At 68.6% G+C, this 16,872-nt stretch carries 14 protein-coding genes; 7 read left to right on the forward strand and 7 right to left on the reverse strand.

What is annotated here, in order from left to right:
- Positions 1 to 81: 81 nt before the first annotated feature.
- Both NFL01S_RS21650 and NFL01S_RS21655 read right to left on the reverse strand, forming a co-directional pair.
- On the reverse strand, positions 82 to 465 hold the full coding sequence (locus tag NFL01S_RS21650) for a VOC family protein (protein WP_062978016.1): 384 nt from the start codon (positions 463 to 465) through the stop codon (positions 82 to 84).
- A 96-nt stretch (positions 466 to 561) separates the two neighbouring features.
- Entirely contained in the window at positions 562 to 1,455 is an 894-nt protein-coding gene (locus NFL01S_RS21655; RefSeq protein WP_062978018.1) for a 1,4-dihydroxy-2-naphthoyl-CoA synthase, read from the reverse strand.
- A gap of 106 nt (positions 1,456 to 1,561) precedes the next feature.
- Between NFL01S_RS21655 and NFL01S_RS21660 the strand changes: the two genes are divergently transcribed.
- The 5 genes from NFL01S_RS21660 (at position 1,562) to NFL01S_RS21685 (ending at position 6,898) form a co-directional block, all read left to right on the forward strand.
- Positions 1,562 to 2,218, forward strand: coding sequence for a PaaI family thioesterase (locus tag NFL01S_RS21660; protein WP_062978020.1), 657 nt, complete (start codon positions 1,562 to 1,564; stop codon positions 2,216 to 2,218).
- 189 nt (positions 2,219 to 2,407) lie between these two features.
- A complete protein-coding gene (locus NFL01S_RS21665; protein ID WP_062978022.1) occupies positions 2,408 to 2,854 on the forward strand; it encodes a DUF6918 family protein in 447 nt (148 codons plus the stop codon).
- Positions 2,855 to 3,031: 177 nt separating this feature from the next.
- Complete coding sequence (gene menD / locus NFL01S_RS21670) at positions 3,032 to 4,663, forward strand: 2-succinyl-5-enolpyruvyl-6-hydroxy-3-cyclohexene-1-carboxylic-acid synthase (protein WP_062978024.1); 1,632 nt, start codon at positions 3,032 to 3,034, stop codon at positions 4,661 to 4,663.
- 255 nt (positions 4,664 to 4,918) lie between these two features.
- The gene (locus NFL01S_RS21675) at positions 4,919 to 5,533 is read left to right on the forward strand and encodes a TIGR03086 family metal-binding protein (protein WP_062978027.1); all 615 of its coding nucleotides are present in this window, start codon (positions 4,919 to 4,921) and stop codon (positions 5,531 to 5,533) included.
- Between the two features lie 684 nt (positions 5,534 to 6,217).
- Positions 6,218 to 6,898: a GAP family protein gene (locus tag NFL01S_RS21685; protein WP_062978031.1), complete on the forward strand. Its 681-nt coding sequence runs from the start codon at positions 6,218 to 6,220 to the stop codon at positions 6,896 to 6,898.
- A 28-nt stretch (positions 6,899 to 6,926) separates the two neighbouring features.
- Here the strand turns inward: NFL01S_RS21685 and NFL01S_RS21690 are convergent, their stop codons facing one another.
- Positions 6,927 to 7,547 (reverse strand): TetR/AcrR family transcriptional regulator, encoded by a 621-nt coding sequence (locus NFL01S_RS21690; RefSeq protein WP_062978033.1) that lies wholly within the window; start codon positions 7,545 to 7,547, stop codon positions 6,927 to 6,929.
- A gap of 82 nt (positions 7,548 to 7,629) precedes the next feature.
- Between NFL01S_RS21690 and NFL01S_RS21695 the strand changes: the two genes are divergently transcribed.
- Complete coding sequence (locus NFL01S_RS21695) at positions 7,630 to 8,682, forward strand: aldo/keto reductase (protein WP_062978035.1); 1,053 nt, start codon at positions 7,630 to 7,632, stop codon at positions 8,680 to 8,682.
- On the opposite strand, the gene NFL01S_RS21700 is transcribed toward NFL01S_RS21695, so the two are convergent.
- The 4 genes from NFL01S_RS21700 to NFL01S_RS21715 form a co-directional block, all read right to left on the reverse strand.
- Positions 8,676 to 12,929: a bifunctional nitrate reductase/sulfite reductase flavoprotein subunit alpha gene (locus tag NFL01S_RS21700; RefSeq protein WP_062978211.1), complete on the reverse strand. Its 4,254-nt coding sequence runs from the start codon at positions 12,927 to 12,929 to the stop codon at positions 8,676 to 8,678. The genes NFL01S_RS21695 and NFL01S_RS21700 overlap by 7 nt on opposite strands.
- Positions 12,930 to 13,151: 222 nt before the next feature.
- Positions 13,152 to 13,859, reverse strand: coding sequence for a demethylmenaquinone methyltransferase (locus NFL01S_RS21705; RefSeq protein ID WP_062978037.1), 708 nt, complete (start codon positions 13,857 to 13,859; stop codon positions 13,152 to 13,154).
- A gap of 314 nt (positions 13,860 to 14,173) precedes the next feature.
- Positions 14,174 to 15,316 carry a glycosyltransferase family 4 protein gene (locus tag NFL01S_RS21710; RefSeq protein ID WP_084493062.1) on the reverse strand — a complete coding sequence of 381 codons (1,143 nt, stop codon included), beginning with the start codon at positions 15,314 to 15,316 and terminating at the stop codon, positions 14,174 to 14,176.
- A gap of 5 nt (positions 15,317 to 15,321) precedes the next feature.
- Positions 15,322 to 15,843 carry a DUF3592 domain-containing protein gene (locus NFL01S_RS21715; protein ID WP_063916015.1) on the reverse strand — a complete coding sequence of 174 codons (522 nt, stop codon included), beginning with the start codon at positions 15,841 to 15,843 and terminating at the stop codon, positions 15,322 to 15,324.
- 431 nt (positions 15,844 to 16,274) lie between these two features.
- Here NFL01S_RS21715 and NFL01S_RS21720 point away from each other — a divergent pair, with 431 nt between their 5' ends.
- Positions 16,275 to 16,814: a DUF2505 domain-containing protein gene (locus tag NFL01S_RS21720; RefSeq protein WP_245670820.1), complete on the forward strand. Its 540-nt coding sequence runs from the start codon at positions 16,275 to 16,277 to the stop codon at positions 16,812 to 16,814.
- Positions 16,815 to 16,872 lie beyond the last annotated feature (58 nt).

Raw genomic sequence — 16,872 nt, forward strand, 5'->3', positions numbered from 1 at the left:
GATCGGGCGGCCATCCGATCGTATCGTCGCGTGGTGGGCCATGGGTTGGCAACCCGGTAGAAAACCGGAGCCGGGTCCCGCTCAGCGGTTGTCCCGCCGTAGCGGATGCTCCTCCGGGATCTCGACCAGCACGATCGGCACGCTGTCCGGATCCTTCAACCACATTTCGATCAGCCCCCAGGGCTCGGTCACCGGGGCCCGCTCGATCGCGACTCCACGCAACGTCAACTCGACCGCGACGGCCCCGAGGTCACGGACCTGCAACCAGATCGCCCCCGCGAACCCCCGCGGGTCGGTTTCCGCCGCGCCGTGGCCCGCGACCTCGATCAGCGACTGCCCGGCGAAGAACACCGTGCCCCCCGGGTACTCCCGGAAGGTCGCCAATCCCAGTGAGTCGCGATAGAACGCCAGGGTCGTGGCGTAGTCGCGGGGGCGCAGGATTATCCGGCTGCTGAGGATGTCCATCACCGGCAAGTCTAGGGGTAGGCCGGCCATTGCCGCCGGACCTCGGCGTACCCGAGTGGGCCACCGGCCGACCCGAAACCCTTGCGCGCCGCGGAGTCAGAAATACCAGGGGTAGGGGCTCCAGTCCGGGGCGCGTTTCTCCAGGAAGGAGTCGCGGCCTTCGACGGCTTCGTCGGTCATATATGCCATCCGGGTGGCCTCACCGGCGAAAAGTTGCTGGCCGACCAGTCCGTCGTCGGCAAGATTGAACGCGTATTTGAGCATGCGCTGCGCCTGGGGCGATTTCCCGTTGATCGCCGCGGACCATTCGAGGGCCACGTCCTCGAGTTCGCCGTGGTCGACGACGGCGTTCACCGCGCCCATGGCGTGCATTTCCTCGGCCGTGTAGGCGCGGCCGAGGAAGAAGATCTCGCGGGCGAATTTCTGGCCCACCAGTTTGGCCAGATAGGCGCTGCCATAGCCCCCGTCGAAGCTGCCGACGTCGGCGTCGGTCTGTTTGAACCGGGCGTGTTCGCGGCTGGCCAGGGTGAGGTCGCAGACCACATGCAGGCTGTGCCCACCGCCGGCGGCCCAACCGTTGACCAGGGCGATCACCACTTTGGGCATGAATCTGATGAGGCGCTGCACCTCGAGGATGTGCAGGCGCCCGGCGCGGGCCTTGTCGACCGTTTCGGCGGTGTCGCCGCTGGCGTACTGATACCCGCTGCGGCCGCGGATCCGCTGGTCGCCGCCGGAGCAGAAGGCCCAGCCGCCGTCCTTGGGGCTCGGTCCGTTACCGGTGAGCAAAACCGCGCCGACATCGGAGGTGGTGCGGGCGTGGTCGAGTACCGCGTAGAGTTCGTCGACCGTATGCGGCCGGAAGGCGTTGCGCACTTCGGGACGGTCGAACGCGATCCGGACGGTGCCCTGTTCGATATGCCGGTGGTAGGTGATATCGGTCAGGCCCTCGAACCCGGCCACGTCGCGCCACAGCGTCGGATTGAACGTCATGGGGGTGATTACATCAGGCGCGGTGGGGCCGCCGGTGTCGCGTTGACTTCACCACAGTTGGCCCGAATTGTTTGGACGCCGTAAAACCCCGGGTTACGGTGCTTATATGACCGAGCAGACCCGACCGAGGATCGACGAAACCGCTGTCGACGAGGATCGGTACGAGAGGCACGGGGGATTTCCGAAGATCACCCCGGCCGAGGTCGGCCCGGAATACGGGGAATTCGTGGCGGGTATGCGTACCCTGCAGGACCTGACGGTATCGGTCGACGCCCCGGACGAGGTCTATCGCGAAGCCCGTGACCGGGTGAATGCACTGATCGAACTGCTCGAACCGTATCGGGCGCCGGAACAGCAGGGGCCCGCCGGCCGGGCCGTCGAACTGCCGGGTCGCGGCAGCCTGCTCCTGCTGCCCTGGAAAACGGTTTCGGCCGGACCCGACGGCATCGTGATGGAGGGCGTGTTCCGCCGGTTCCATCTCGGCGGTAACTCGGCGGCGCACGGCGGTGTCCTGCCGTTGCTGTTCGACGACCTCTTCGGAATGACCGTCCACTACGCCGGGCGGCCGATCAGCCGGACTGCCTTCCTGCACGTGAACTACCGCAAGGTGACCCCGCTCGACACCCCACTGACAGTGCGCGGCCGGGTCGAGCGGATCGAGGGCCGTAAAACCTTCATCAGCGCCGAACTGGTGGATGAGGAGGGGACCGTGCTGGCCGACAGCGAAGGCCTCATGGTGCAGCTCCTGCCCTGGCAGCCCTGAGTCGCCCGGTCGGGGCGGGTCCGGTCGGCCCCGGCGGTCTCGGATCGCTTACCGCTGTGCCTGGTTCGGTCGATCGTCCAGTATTCCTCCTTGCTCCGTGGACAGTTACGGGCGGAAATGCGTTCGTCCGGGCGATGCGTATAGTTGCGTTGCCCGTCCATACGAGTACTGATCCGGAGGATCCTTAAATTGGTTGCAGCACTGTCTGAATCACTGCTTGACGAGGCTACGCGCCCGGCCTTCCTCGCCGACGCCGTCCAGGTCCTGGAGGCCGAGGTCTCCGATAAGGGTGGTGCCTCGGGTCTGGCCGTGAAGGGTGGGTACGCGGCGGTCAAGAAGATCAGCCCGTCCATCGTTCCCGACGCCCTGGAGTCACTGGCCCCCAAACTGCTGGAGCAGCTCGAGCCGTACTGGAACGAGTACAAGACCGGTGCGGCCGGGAGCTTCGGCGAACTGCTCGCCGCCAAGGGCGACGAGGTCGCCGAGGCCCTGCTGACCGTCACCGATGCGCGTGCCGCGGCCTCCAGCCGCCCCGCCCTGCAGAAGGTGTACAACTCGATGCGTTCCTCGGCCAAGAAGAATGTCATCGAGGCGCTGCCCCGCGTGGGCGACCTGGTGCAGAAGCACGCCGGATAGCGCTGCGCGCGTAGCGTATTCGGCCGCGCACAGCGCGGTCCGTGGGGGCCTCGACGACGAGGTCCCCAACGGGGGAGTTCCAGGGGGCAGCGGGAGTCGGGGGGCCGCCGCGCGCGGCCTTGCCGATGTGAGCAGGGTGACGCAGACGCGGCCGCCGGGGTCTGACAGTCTGGAGTCGTGAATCCGTCAACTGCGCAAGCCCGGGTGGTCGTCGACGAACTCGCCCGCGGTGGGGTGCGGGAAGTGGTGCTGTGCCCCGGTTCGCGTAACGCCCCGCTGGCCTTCGCGCTGCAGGCGGCCGACGCGGCAGGGCAGCTGCGGCTGCATATGCGCATCGACGAACGCACCGCCGGATTCCTCGCGGTCGGCCTGGCCGTCGCCTCGGGAGCCCCGGTACCGGTGGTGATGACCTCGGGCACCGCGGTCGCCAATCTCGGCCCGGCGGTCCTGGAGGCCAATTACGCCCGGGTCCCGCTGATCGTGCTCAGCGCCAACCGTCCCTACGAAATGCTCGGTACCGGCGCGAATCAGACGGTCGAACAACTCGGCCTGTTCGGCAGCCAGGTCCGGGCGACCATCAGCCTCGGCCTCGCCGAAGCCGAATCCGGCCCCGAGTATCCACGGCAGAACAGCGTGTGGCGGTCCGCGGTGTGCCGGGTATTGGCCGCCGCGCGGGGCACCCGTTCGGGTAACGCGGGTCCCGTGCATTTCGATATCCCACTGCGGGAACCGCTGGTCCCGGAGCCGGGCAGTGCAGAATTCACCCCCGCCGGGCGCGGTGTGGACCAGCCGTGGACGGCGACCCAGTACGCGACCCTCGACGTCCCGCTCGATATCGACCTCACCCCGGATACCGTCGTCATCTCCGGCCACGGCGCCGGCCTGCGCGCCGAACTCGCCGATCTGCCCACCGTGGCCGAACCCACCGCCCCCGTGCACGGCCCGGCGCTGCATCCGCTGGCGCTGCCGCTGCTGAAACCGCGGCAGGCGATCATCACCGGCCGCCCGACCCTGCACCGTCAGGTGTCGAAGGTCCTGGCCGACCCCGACGTGACGGTGTACGCACTGACCACCGGTCCGCGCTGGCCCGATGTCTCGGGCAATGTGGTCGGAACCGGTACCCGGGCGGTGACCAGCGGTGCACCGACCGCGCAGTGGCTGGAGCGCTGCCGGGAACTGGACCGGCGGGCCCGCGCCGTGGTGCGTGACGAACTGGACCGCCACCCCAAGCCCACCGGACTGCATGTGGCCGCGGTGATCACCGATGCGTTGCGGGAAGGCGATCAGCTGCTGCTGGGCGCCTCGAATCCGGTCCGCGACGCCGCGCTCGTCGCGGCGCCTAAACCGGGCGTGCGAGTGCTGTCCAACCGCGGTGTCGCCGGTATCGACGGCACGGTGTCGTCCGCGGTCGGCGCCGCATTGCACCACCGCGGCCGGACCATCGCCCTGATCGGTGATCTCACCTTCCTGCACGATGCGTCCGGTCTGTTGATCGGCCGCGGTGAACCCCGCCCCGACGACCTCACCATCGTGGTCGCCAATGACGACGGCGGCGGTATCTTCGAACTCCTCGAACAGGGCGATCCCCAGTATGCCGGTGTATTCGAGCGGGTTTTCGGTACTCCGCACGGCATGGACCTCTCCGCGCTCTGCGCGGCGTACCGGATCCCGCATCGGCAGGTGGGTCCGGAAGAGCTGGCCGCCGAACTGGCGGGTTCCGCTTCCGGTTTCCGGGTGCTCGAAGTCCTCACCGATCGCTCCGGTCTGCGTGAGCTGCACGCCGCTGTCCGCGCCAGGATCGATTCCTGAACTCCACCCGGGGACGGGACCGGGCAGGGCCCGGTCGGTCTCGTCCGGGGCTTTCGTGGACGCGCAGCCGAGTCGGCGCGCAGGATCGATGCGCGGGTAGTGGGCAAGTCTCGCGGCCGGTTCGACGCGAACCGGCTCCCTGAAACGGCGCTGCTGGCGGTCGGGCCGATTACCGAACGTCGCCGGGCGCGCGGCCGATGAGTTTGTTCCCGCGGTCTCGTCTGGACTACAGCAGCCCTGGATCGAGGAGACCGTATGCACCCGGAATTCGACCTGTCGCCCGCGGCGGACGCGCTGGCCGATATCGTCACCGCGATCGACGACCCCCAGCTCGACGCGCCCACACCCGCCGATATCCCGGTTCGCGCATTGATCGAACACGTGGAAGGTTTGGCGGAAGCGTTCCGTGCTGCTGCCGCCAAGGATTCACTCGGCGCGTCCGCGGCACCCGAATTCGGTTCCGGTGCCGCGCTGTCCGCCGAATGGCGCACTGTCGTCCCCGCTCGGCTGCGGGCACTGGCACAGGCCTGGCGCGAGCCCGCGGCGTGGGACGGGGATACCGAAGCGGGCGGGGTCACGATGCCGGCGCCCGTCACCGCACGGGTCGCGCTGGACGAGATCGTCGTCCACGCCTGGGATCTGGCGCGCGCCACCGGCCAGGAACTGAAGGTGGACGACTCCGATCTCGCCGTTCTCCTGGACTTCCTGCAGGACACGCCCGCCGAGGGCACCCCCGGCCTCTTCGGCCCGACCGTGCCGATCGGGTCCGCGGCGCCGGTATTGCACCGGGTGCTGGGGTTCACCGGGCGAGACCCCTTCTGGCTCCCTCGGCATGGCGAGTCGGCATATCGGAGTAAGTCGGGCGTGTGACCACCCGAGCTCCGTCACCTGTCACAGCCCCGTCGATCACTGCGGCCGGGAACGTGGCGCGGCCGGGGATTTCGGCAGCACGTGTGGCCGAGATGGCACAACGTGCCGGGGTTTGGTGCTCGGGAATCCGCGGGCGCGGATCGTCTGCGTCCCGAGCCCTCTGGAGCTCGCGGGGTGGGGCCGGCGCTCCTGCGGGGCGGGCCGTCGCCTGCTGCCGATGTAGTGACGTGCGCCGAGCTTGGGACTGTAGTGACGTGCGCCGAGCTTGGGACTGTAGTGACGTGCGCCGAGCCGGGCTGCCGTACCGAAGCCTCCCGAGTGGGCACCGCCGGTGGGAATCCTCGGGATCCTGTTGTCGATCGACCCCGGACACTGCCGCTGCTCGGCCGCGCCGGATCAGGAGCCTCCCGCACGGCACCGCGCGGAGGTCGGTGGAGTGGGAGACCCCGGCGAGGGCTTGTGGCGTGCCGTAGGCAACCGCGATGGCCCGCGAAAGCGGACCCGTATCCGCGCGCTGCGCCCGCGGGAGCACGGTGAGGCTGCGGCGTTTCTCTGCCGGCCGCAGGTAGGCATCTGCGGTTTCTCGGCGCCGGGTGCCCGTGGCGGGTTACCGGCGGCGCACGATGGAGGGGGGTTACCGGCGGCGCGCGATACCGGTGCGTGACCGCGTAGGCTGGCGGCGCCATGATCGCTCTACTGCTCGCCCTCGCCGGGTTCGCGTTCATAGATTCGCTCGATCTCCTGCTGGTGGGGGTTACCGCGGCGATCGTCGTGGACAGCAGGCTCGCCCGGAAATCGCCGGTGCCCGGTGGGGCGAGTTTCATCGCCGGGGTTTTCGCGGTCACCACGACTTTCGGGTTGCTGGCAGTGCTGGGGATCGATTTCCTCACCGATCTGGTGGATTTCGAGCTCACCCCGACGATCCGTACCTGGGGGGCTTTGGGTTTCGGTCTCGTACTGCTCGTGATCGCCGCCGTGCCCGCCGGTGCGCAGGCCGAACCTCCGGCGTGGACAGTGACCATCCGGCGGCGGCCCTGGCTGCTCGGTATGGCCGGGATGGTCATCGGGCTGGCGCAGGCGCCGACCGCGATTCCCTATCTGGCCGGGTTGGCGTTGATCTCGGCCCCGGACCCGCTGCCGTCGGTGTGGCCGCTGATCGTCATCGCTTATTGCGCCCTCGCACTGCTGCCGCCCCTGGTGGTGCTCGCGCTGGCGACCCGGCGCACCCGGCGGGCCCAGCGTGTGTACCGATCCATCCTGCGGGTGGTCACCAGTTATGGTCCGTTGTCGGTGCGTATCGTCTTCGTCCTGCTGGGGCTGGGCCTGATCGGGGCTGCGGCCCTCGATTACGAGCATCTCTGGTGAGACGCGCAGACCGGCCGCGCGCAGGTGATCAGGTTCCGGTGCGGACGAAAATCCCGGCCGCGGCCGCGTTCACCGCGGCCTCCACCGCGCCCCGTACAGCCTGGTCATCGATCTGGTCGCCGCTGGCCAGCAGGCGGTAGTACAGCGGTCCGGAAATGGCAGTGAGCACCGCGCGGGCGTCGGTGCCGGGCGGTGCTTCGCCGCGGTCGATGGCGTCGGTGACGCACGGTGACCATTCGGTGAGCCGCGCATCGTAGAAACGGTGCAGTGCGTCCGCGGCCGCTTCGTCGAAGCTCGCGGCGGCGATCACCGCACGGAAGAGGCGGCTCTGCCGGGGATCGGTAAGGGTTTTCGCGACCAGGCGGGCGTTTGCCTCGAGGTCGCCGCGCAACGAGCCCGTATCCGCGCGCGATAGCGATTGTTCGGCCATATCGACGAGCAGGTCGGCGGTCAGGCCGGCCGGTGTGCGCCAGCGCCGGTAGACCGTTGTCTTCCCGACTTCGGCACGGGCGGCGACCTCGGCCAGGTCGAGTCGCGCGAAACCGTGTTCGGCCAGCAGATCGCCGGCTGCTTCGAGTACTGCGGCGCGGACGCGGGCGGTGCGCCCGCCGGGGCGGACGGATCCGGGGCCGGCCTCGTCAAGCGTCATAAAGGAACTCCAGTTTCATTTAGTCGCGGATCGGTGTATCGTCCGGATTGTTAATGACACTCTAGGCCCATTAGGAGTCGAGATGGAATACCGCCGCCTGGGAGCTTCCGGCCTGGTCGTCCCCGCACTGAGCTTCGGCGCCGGAACCTTCGGGGGCCGTGGGGAATTGTTCGGCGCCTGGGGGGATACCGACGTCGAACAGGCCCGGCGCCTGGTGGACATCAGCCTGGACGCCGGGGTCACGATGTTCGATACCGCCGACGTGTATTCCGGCGGCGCCTCCGAGGAGGTGCTCGGTGCCGCCATCCGCGGCCGGCGCGACCGCCTGCTGCTGTCCACCAAGGCAAGCCTGCCGACCGGACCCGGCCCGTCCGATGCGGGTTCGGGCCGCGCCCGGCTGATCGGCGCCGTGGAAGCCGCGCTGCGCAGGCTCGGCACCGAACATATCGACCTGTTCCAGTTGCACGCGTTCGACGCCCGGACTCCGGTCGAGGAGGTCCTGCACGCTCTCGACGATCTGGTTCGCGCGGGCAAGATCCGATATCTGGGCGCCTCCAATTTCGCCGGTTGGCAGCTGATGAAATCCCTGGCCGCTGCCGATCGGCACGGGCTCACCCGCTATATCGCCCACCAGGTGTACTACTCGCTGGCCGGACGCGACTACGAGTGGGAGCTGATGCCTTTGGGGGTCGCCGAAGGTGTGGGCGCAGTGGTCTGGAGTCCGCTCGGGTGGGGCCGGTTGACCGGAAAGATCCGCCGCGGCCAACCACTGCCCGCGGGCAGCCGGTTGCACCGCACGGCGGAGGCCGGCCCGCCGGTGGACCAGGAACATCTCTACAACGTCGTCGATGCCCTGGACGAGATCGCCGCCGAAACCGGCCGGACCGTGCCGCAGATAGCGCTGAACTGGCTGCTCTCCCGCCCGACTGTCGGCACCGTGATCGTCGGCGCCCGCAACGAGGAGCAGCTACGGCAGAATCTCGGCGCCGTCGGCTGGCAGCTCGGCACCGATCAGATCGCGCGGCTGGACGCGGCCAGCGCACTCACCCCGCCCTACCCCTACTACCCGTACTACCGTCTGCCCGATTTCACCCGGCTGAATCCGCCCGCCGTGCCGGTGGGAGCAGTTCAGTAGACATCGCGCACGTAACGCTTCTCGGCCACCAGCTGCTTCTTGAACGCCACGGCGCCGTCCTCGTCGAGATTGCCGTGGACGCGGGCGATCCGCAGCAGGGCATCATCGACATCCGCGGCCATCCGGGCGGCGTCTCCGCAGACATAGAAGTGGGCGCCCTCGCGCAGCCACGACCACAGTTCCGCACCGTGTTCGATCATCCGGTGCTGCACGTAGATCCGTTCCCGCTGGTCCCGGGAGAAAGCCAGATCCAAGCGCGCGAGATGACCGGACCGGAACATATCCTCGAGTTCGGTGCGGTAGTAGAAATTCTGGGCGGCGTGCTGGTCGCCGAAGAACAACCAGTTCTTCCCGGTGGCGCCGAGCGCGCGCCGTTCGTGCAGGAAGCCCCGGAACGGCGCGATACCGGTGCCCGGGCCCACCATGATCATCGGCACGCCCGGATCCAGGGGCGGCCGGAAATGCGGGGCGCGCTGCAGGAAGATCGGTACGGCCGCGGCGGCGCGATCGGCCAGGAAGGTGGAACATACGCCGCCACGGCGGGCCGCCGAACCCGCGGCCCGCGGATCGCCGTAACGGACGATCCCGACGGTCAGCTCCACTTCTCGCGGGTTGACCAGCGGGCTGGACGAGATCGAATACTGGCGTGGCTGCAGCTTTTTCAAAACATCGAGCCACTCCACGAGGTCGGCGCGGACCGGGAAATCGTGCAAGACGTCCACCAGTTGGCGGTCCCACAGGTATCCGGCCAGCTCGTGGCGGTTATCGCGGCGCAGCAGCTTGGCCAGCCGGTTGCTGGGATTGCGGTCGGCCACGAATTCCAGCAGGTCCCGGGAGACCCGGGCGATATCGAAACGGGTCCGCAGCGCTTGTTCCAGCGGCATCTCGGTATCACCCGCGGTGACGATCCGCCCCGCCGCCAAACCTGCCGCGTCGAGGAACTCACCGACCAGCGACGGGCAGTTGCTCGGCCACACCCCGAGGGAATCACCCACCTCGTATCGCGCGTCCGAATCACCGAGGTCCAAGGCTATCCGCCGGACCTCCTTGGTCGAGTCGGGAGCTGTCAGCACCTCGTTGCGGACCAGCGGAGCCGGAACCGGTAGTGCCCTGGTGAACGGAGTCGGCGCCGGACGCCGGGGACGGGCGGGTGCGCCACGCTCCAGCAGACCCGTCGCTGTGCCCACACCGAACGCGGACCCGGTTCGCCCACCCGGATTCGCGCCGGCGAACGCGCGCCCCGGCCGTACGACGGTCCCACGGCCGCCGGGGCCGGGGCCCGCGGCGCTGTCGCCCTCCGGGGCGCCGCCGAGTGCCGCGATCACCGCTTCCAGCCAGTCCGAACCAGGCCCGGAGAAATCGGGTTCGCAGTCCACACGCGGTAGCAGCCGGGTTGCGCCACGTTCGGCGAACGCCGTATCGAGCCGCCGGCCGTGGCCGCAGAAATCGTCGTAGGACGAGTCACCCATGGCGAATACCGCGAAACGTATACCCGTGAGCCTGTTCGCGCTCTCATCGAGCCGGGTCCAGAAATCGGCGCCGTTGTCCGGGGGCCCGCCGTCGCCGAACGTACTGCTGATCACCAGGACATCACCCGCCAGCGCGGCGAGATCGCAGGAATCCATATCGATCAGCCGCGGCCGGTAACCGAACTCCGTGAGCCGCTGCGCCGCGGTGGCCGCGAATTCTTCCGCATTCCCGGTCTGCGAGGCCCAGAGCACCGTCACGGCCGGGCTCGATGGTTCCGGTGCCGCCGGCGAATTCGTAGGGCGGGCGCGCGAATACATACCGGCCAGCAGTCCGTCCACCCACAACCGGCTCGGCCGCGACAGCGGCGCGGTCTCCGGAAGTATCGGCTGCCCCGACACCGGCAGGGACTGTAATGCCGCGAGATATCCGCCGAGATAGATCCGCTCGGTTTCGCTGAGGGTGGGCGAGACTGCCGCGTCCAGGCCGAGCACTGCCGCGAGGGGATGGGCCCCGGCACTCGCCGTGGTTTCTCCGGGGTTGCCGGGGGCCACGGGCAATTCGACGGGTACCACCGGCGCAACCCGGCGCAGCGCGACGGCGCAGGCCTTGAACTCCGGTTGCAGCGAATCCGCGTCCACCGCGTCGTTGGTGACGGCGTTGACGGTCAGATATTCACCTTGTTCGTCGTTCCAGTGGAACGGTGCGAAACATCCGCCGGGAAGGACCCGGTCGCTGATCTGCACGGGAAGTACGGCGCGGCCGCGCCGGGAAGTGATCTCCACCTGATCGCCCGCGACCAGCCCCAGTTCCCGGGCGTCGTCGGGATGGACCTCGGCGAACGGTTCCCGGTTCAGTTTGCCGAGCTTGTCGATCCGGCCGGTCTTGGTCATCGAATGCCACTGATGTTGCAGGCGTCCGGTGTTGAGCAGGAACGGGTAGTCGTCATCCGGCATTTCCGCCGGCGGCATATGCGGGCGCGGCCAGAAGACCGCTCGCCGACTGGGAGTGGGGAAGGCCAGGCGTGGCCGGTGCCCGGTGTCGTCGACGAACGGCGCCGGGTGGATTCCGTCGTTGCGGTAGCGGATCGGGTTGCGGCGCTGCGCCGAGTCCGGGCACGGCCACTGCATCGGGCCCGCACGCAGCTCGTCGTGGCTCATCCCGCGCAAGTCGTAGCCGGTGGCCGGATTGGCGAAGCCGCGGATCTCGTCGAACACCTCGGCGGCGGAAACGTAGTCGAATCCGGGAAAGCCCATGGCGGTCGCCACCTGGGCGATGAGCTGCCAGTCCGGGCGGGCCGCGCCGGCCGGTTCGACGGACTGCCGCTGCAGGGTCACGGTGCGTTCGGAATTGACCATCGCAGCATCCGCCTCGGCCCACAGAGTGGCGGGTAACAGCAGGTCGGCATAGGAATTGGTGGCGGTGTCGGTGTAGGAATCCTGGGTGATCACCAGTTCGGCGGCCTCCAGGCCCGCGATCACCGTTTTGCGATTGGCCACCGTGGCAACCGGATTGGTGCAGATGATCCAGGCTGCTTTGATCGTCCCGGCCGCGAGCTGCCGGAACATTTCCACGGTGCCCGGTCCGGCCTCGGCGCGGATGGTTCCCGGTGGTAGGCCCCACGCCGTTTCCACGAATGTCCGGTCGGCGGGGGAGAGCACGCTGCGCTGCCCGGGCAGCCCGGGTCCCATGTACCCCATTTCCCGGCCGCCCATGGCATTCGGCTGTCCCGTCAGCGAGAACGGCCCGCTGCCCGGGCGGCAGATGGCACCGGTGGCCAGATGCAGATTGCACAGTGCGTTGGTGTTCCAGGTGCCGTGGGTGGACTGATTCAGGCCCATCGTCCACAGGCTCATCCATTCGCCCGCCGCGCCGATCCAGCCCGCGGCGGTGCGGATATCCGCCTCGGCCAGGCCGGTGATCCCGGCGACCCGATCCGGAGTGTAGGCAGCGAGGAAATCCGGCATCGCCGCCCACCCCTCGGTGTGCTCGGCGATGAACTGCTCGTCGATATCACCGGCCTCGACCAGCAGATACAGCAGGCCGTTGAGCAGTGCCAGGTCGGTTCCGGGACGGATCTGCAGGAACAGGTCCGCGCGGGCGGCCGTATCGGTACGCCGCGGGTCCACCACGATCAGCTTCGCACCGGATTTGATCCGCTCCGATATGCGCAGGAAGAGGATGGGATGACAATCGGCCATATTCGCGCCGATGACGAAGAACAGGTCGGCGTGGTCGAAATCGTCGTAAGAACCGGGTGGGCCGTCGGCGCCCAGTGACTGCTTGTAGCCGGTGCCGGCACTCGCCATGCACAGCCGGGAGTTGGCCTCCATATGCACGGTCCGCAGATACCCCTTGGCGAGTTTCGTGGCCAGGTACTGTGCCTCCAGCGACATCTGCCCCGAAACGTACAACGCGATCGCGTCGGATCCGTGCTCGTCCAGGATCGCCCGTAACCGCGCCGCGGCCTCGGCCACCGCCTCGTCCACCCCCACCGGCTCCGGTTCGGTTCCGCGGCCGGGGCGCCGGTACGCGGCGGTCATCCGGCCCGGCGCCCGCATCAATTCGAGGTGGGTAGCGCCCTTCGTGCACAACCGCCCGGCATTTGCCGGATGCAGTTTATCGCCGGTGACCCGGGCGATCACCGGAGCGCCGGTGGTATCCGAGGTCGTGGTGACCTCGATTCCACAGCCGACCCCACAGTACGAGCACACCGTCCTGGTTGTGCCGGGTAACCGGCCGCTGTGGTCATCGGGAACGGCCCCGGCCTGGTCACGCACCGGATCTGATTCGCTCGTGCCGGATCCCTCGGGCACGAGCGAGGGTCCTGCGTGGTTACGCTGCGCTGCCGCCTCCGGGCCTGACTCGCTCGTGCCGTATCCCTCGGACATGTCTCCGATGGTGCCCGTGAGCCGTTTCCTGGGGTTTGCCCGATGTTATCGCCGCATCACATTCCACTTCACCGGCGAAAATCACAGCTGTGAGGAAAATGAACCCGCACGTCAGCTACCGAGCTTGTAGCCCCGGTGCAAAGCAACCACCCCGCCGGTGAGGTTGCGCCATTTCACCCCGGCCCAGCCCGCGTCCGCCGCCCGCCGGCCCAACTGCCGCTGATTCGGCCAGGCCCGGATCGATTCGGCAAGGTAGACGTAGGCATCCGGATTACTGCTGACCGCCCGCGCGACCCGCGGGAGCGCCTTCATCAGATACTCCATGTAGACCGTCTTGAACACCGGTATCACCGGGGTGGAGAACTCACAGATCACCAGCCGGCCCCCGGGTTTGGTGACACGCAGCATCTCCCGCATCGCCAGATCGATATCGGCGACATTGCGCAGGCCGAACGAGATCGTCACGGCATCGAAGGAGTTGTCGGCGAACGGCAGTGCCATGGCGTCCCCGGCGACCATCGGGACCGCGCGGAACCGCCCGGCGGCGAGCATGCCCCGGGAGAAATCGGCGGCCACGCACCAGGCGCCCGATTTGCCCAGTTCCACGGTGGAGACGCCGGTCCCGGCCGCCAGATCGAGGATCTGCTCACCGGGACGCGGGGCGATGGCCCTGCGGGTCATCCACCGCCAATAGCGGTCCTGCCCGGCCGAAATCACGGTATTGGTCAGATCGTATCGTCGCGCCACACCGTCGAACATCGAAGCGACCTCGTGCGGTTGCTTGTCCAGCGAGGCCCGAACCGATTGCGTTTTCGCCACAGCCCGACCCTACTCGGCGCCACTGTCATCTCGTCGAGCTGATTGCTGTCACATCGCGGGCTGATCGGAATCGTGCTACGCGGCATATCGAATGAGTCCATCCGGCCGGTCGCGTGCCGCCGAGGGGCGTTCCGTATACCCGGCTCGCCGATTCTTCGGGAATCGGCGAGCCGGGTGCTGCTGTGGGCCGGGTGCTGCTGTGGGCCGGGTGCTGCTGTGGGCCGGGTGCTGCTGTGGGCCGGGTGCTGCTGTGGGCCGGGTGCTGCTGTGGGCCGGGTGCTGCTGTGGGCCGGGTGCTGCTGTGGGCCGGGTGATCAGGCAGAACGTGACAGTTGGCAGTCGGTGCCGAGCACATCGGCATAGTGGCCCATGAGTTCGGTGCACAGGGCGGGCCAGGTGCGATGCAGCACCGATTTCCGGGCGGCCGCACCGAACCTGGCGCGCAGCTGGGGATCGCGCAGTGCAGCGACGGCGCCCGGTAGCAGTTCGGTGAACTCCGCGACCGGCAGCAGGTAACCGTTGCGGCACGGGGCGATGAGGTCGCGCGGTCCGCCGGCGTCGGGACCGATCACCGGGACCCCGCCGGCCAATGCTTCCTGGACACCCTGGCAGAAGGTTTCGTGTTCGCCGGGGTGCACCATGACATCCAAACTGGCGTAGGCCTGTGCCAATTCGTCGCCGCCGAGTTCGCCGGTGAAGATCGCGCCGGGCAGTATCCCGGCCAGTTTCGGCCGCTGCGGTCCGTCGCCGACGATCACCAGTTGAACGTCCGGATCGCGGGCCAGGACCGCGAGCCGGTCCACATGTTTCTCCGGCGCCAGCCGGCCCACGAACCCCACCACCAGCCGATCGCTTCCGCCGATCCACTCGTTGCGTAATCGCGGGTTGCGGGCTGCCGGGGTGAACCGCGCCGCATCGACCCCGCGCGCCCACCGGTGCACCCGCGGAATCCCGTGCCGGGCCAGGCTCTCCGCCGCGGCGCTGGATGGCGCCAGGGTGCGGGTCGCGCCCTCATGGATCCGCCGGGTCCAGCCCCAGGCCGCGCGCTCGGCCAGCCCCAGCCCGTAGCTCTTGGCGAAACCCGCCACATCGGTCTGGTACACCGCGATCGTGGGCAGGTCCAGTCGCAGCGCGGCGGCCAGACCGCCGGCGCCCAGCAGGAACGGGGATGCCAGATGCACCACATCGGCGCCGAAAGCGTCCAGGATCCCGACCATCCCCGGCTGCGGCAGGCCCACGGGCAACGAGCTGATCTTCGGCACCATCACCGCTGGCACCCGGTGCACCGGGAATCGGCCGTGGTGCCGCGGCGCGGGGGGACGTCCGCGCAGCGTATCGGGGGCGATGACGAGCGCCTCGTGCCCGTGCCGGTCCAGATGATCCAGCACCCGCAGGACCGAGTTCACGACGCCGTTCATATTCGGGAGGAAGGACTCGGCAACGATTGCTACGCGCACACGGGTCAGTCTGCGGGATCGCGGGATCCCGGGACGCGTCGTCGATATGACACCGGATCGAAGATCCGGCGAACACTCATCGAACCGGTTTCCGCACGCAACAGCAGCCACAGCGTGGGCAACGCCAGTGCCCAGACGGTGGCGAGTACCGACAGCGCCGGCGGTATCGCGACCCGCACATCGCGGCCGGCCACCCGCACCAGGTCGGGGTCGGCACGGTTGTATTCGACGTTGATTCGTTCGCCCGCGGTCAGGTGGGTCGGGTACAGCACGCCCACTTTGGGATTGTGGGTCACACCGTCCGGGGTGACGTACATCACCGCAGACCGCAATCGTCCCGCGGACAGCACCTCACCGGTTGTTTCGCCCTTGTCGGATTCGATCAGGTAATCGTTGCGCCAGGCCGCGAGTACGAGCAGCACCACCAGCACGCTTACCGAAACGGCGGCGATCAGCACCCCGACCCGTGTCCGCCGCAGCCGCTCGGCCCGCGCCGAAGAATCGGGTGGTGCGGATTCTGCGGGCACAGTCCCTGCCGGGGCGGTATCCGCGGGTTCCGGCTCTATCGGTTTCTCCAGCTCGTGCACGGGATCGGGCGGCTCGGCCACATCTGCCTGGTCGGGCACGCTGTCTCCTTTCGGATTCGATCCCTGTCGGCGTTCGCGACCGGGCGAGGCCGGCGAACGTCCGGCGGTTGCCGCGCCGGCAAAGCCGGTCAGACCCCGGTCCGCCGAGACGGCGCTCGGGTCGCGGCACCGCAACAGCCTAACGGGCGTGCCGGCGCGCGGCGTCCGGGTCCGGGTGGGCCCGATGCGTGTTGGTTCGCGCGTCGAGTTACCGGTAGGTGAGTTCGGCGTCGTCGGGCACGAGGGCGGTGCCGCGGGGTGCCGTGTACGTGTCGCCGGGGGGCCGAAGGCGCGGTGGCGCCGGCTGTGCCCGGCGCAGGAACGGAAGGCAGGTGAGTGCGGCAGGTCGGCTACTGTGGGCGCTCATGGCCCGTAAATTCGGCTTCACGCTGACCTATCCGATCCCGGTCGCCGAACTCCACGCCGCGCTCACCGGGGAGGAACTGTGGCGCGACCGCTTCGCCGGCGCGCAGACAGCCACGCTCGACCTGACCCATCCGGGCGGGCCGGGCACCATCCGGCTCGCGATGAGCGAGAAGATCCGCCCGGAGAAAATCCCCGGCATCGTCCGCAAGGTCCTCAAGAGCGATCTGGTCGTCACCCGCGTGGACAACTGGCAGCCGCTGACCGGTGACACTGCCGAGGGAACTTTCGAAGGGACCTCGTCGGCGATCTCCTCGGAGATGACCGGAACCTACCGGCTCCGGCCCGCCGGTGACGGGTCGGAACTGGAGGTTTCCGGTTCGGTGAAGGTCAAGGTCCCGCTGGTCGGCGGCGCCATCGAGCCCCTGGCCGAACAGCTGCAGCGGCGAGTGGTGGAAAGTGAACGAAAATTCATCCTGAAATGGTTCGCCGAGCGCGCGAACGCCTGACACCCGTCTACCGATGCCTTCGGTCTATCCCTGCTTTCCGCCCGTGATCATCGCGGGC

Origin of the sequence: Nocardia flavorosea NBRC 108225 (assembly GCF_001613385.1) — a bacterium.
In the GTDB taxonomy this organism is placed as follows: Bacteria; Actinomycetota; Actinomycetes; order Mycobacteriales; family Mycobacteriaceae; genus Nocardia; species Nocardia flavorosea.

Excerpts from the sequence above, each read along its gene's own strand:
- NFL01S_RS21695 (WP_062978035.1), top strand. The coding sequence starts at position 7,630 with ATGGAATACCGCCGCCTGGGAGCTTCCGGCCTGGTCGTCCCCGCACTG.
- NFL01S_RS21685 (WP_062978031.1), top strand. The coding sequence starts at position 6,218 with ATGATCGCTCTACTGCTCGCCCTCGCCGGGTTCGCGTTCATAGATTCG.
- NFL01S_RS21690 (WP_062978033.1), bottom strand. The coding sequence starts at position 7,547 with ATGACGCTTGACGAGGCCGGCCCCGGATCCGTCCGCCCCGGCGGGCGC.
- NFL01S_RS21650 (WP_062978016.1), bottom strand. The coding sequence starts at position 465 with ATGGACATCCTCAGCAGCCGGATAATCCTGCGCCCCCGCGACTACGCC.
- NFL01S_RS21655 (WP_062978018.1), bottom strand. The coding sequence starts at position 1,455 with ATGACGTTCAATCCGACGCTGTGGCGCGACGTGGCCGGGTTCGAGGGC.
- NFL01S_RS21660 (WP_062978020.1), top strand. The coding sequence starts at position 1,562 with ATGACCGAGCAGACCCGACCGAGGATCGACGAAACCGCTGTCGACGAG.
- NFL01S_RS21675 (WP_062978027.1), top strand. The coding sequence starts at position 4,919 with ATGCACCCGGAATTCGACCTGTCGCCCGCGGCGGACGCGCTGGCCGAT.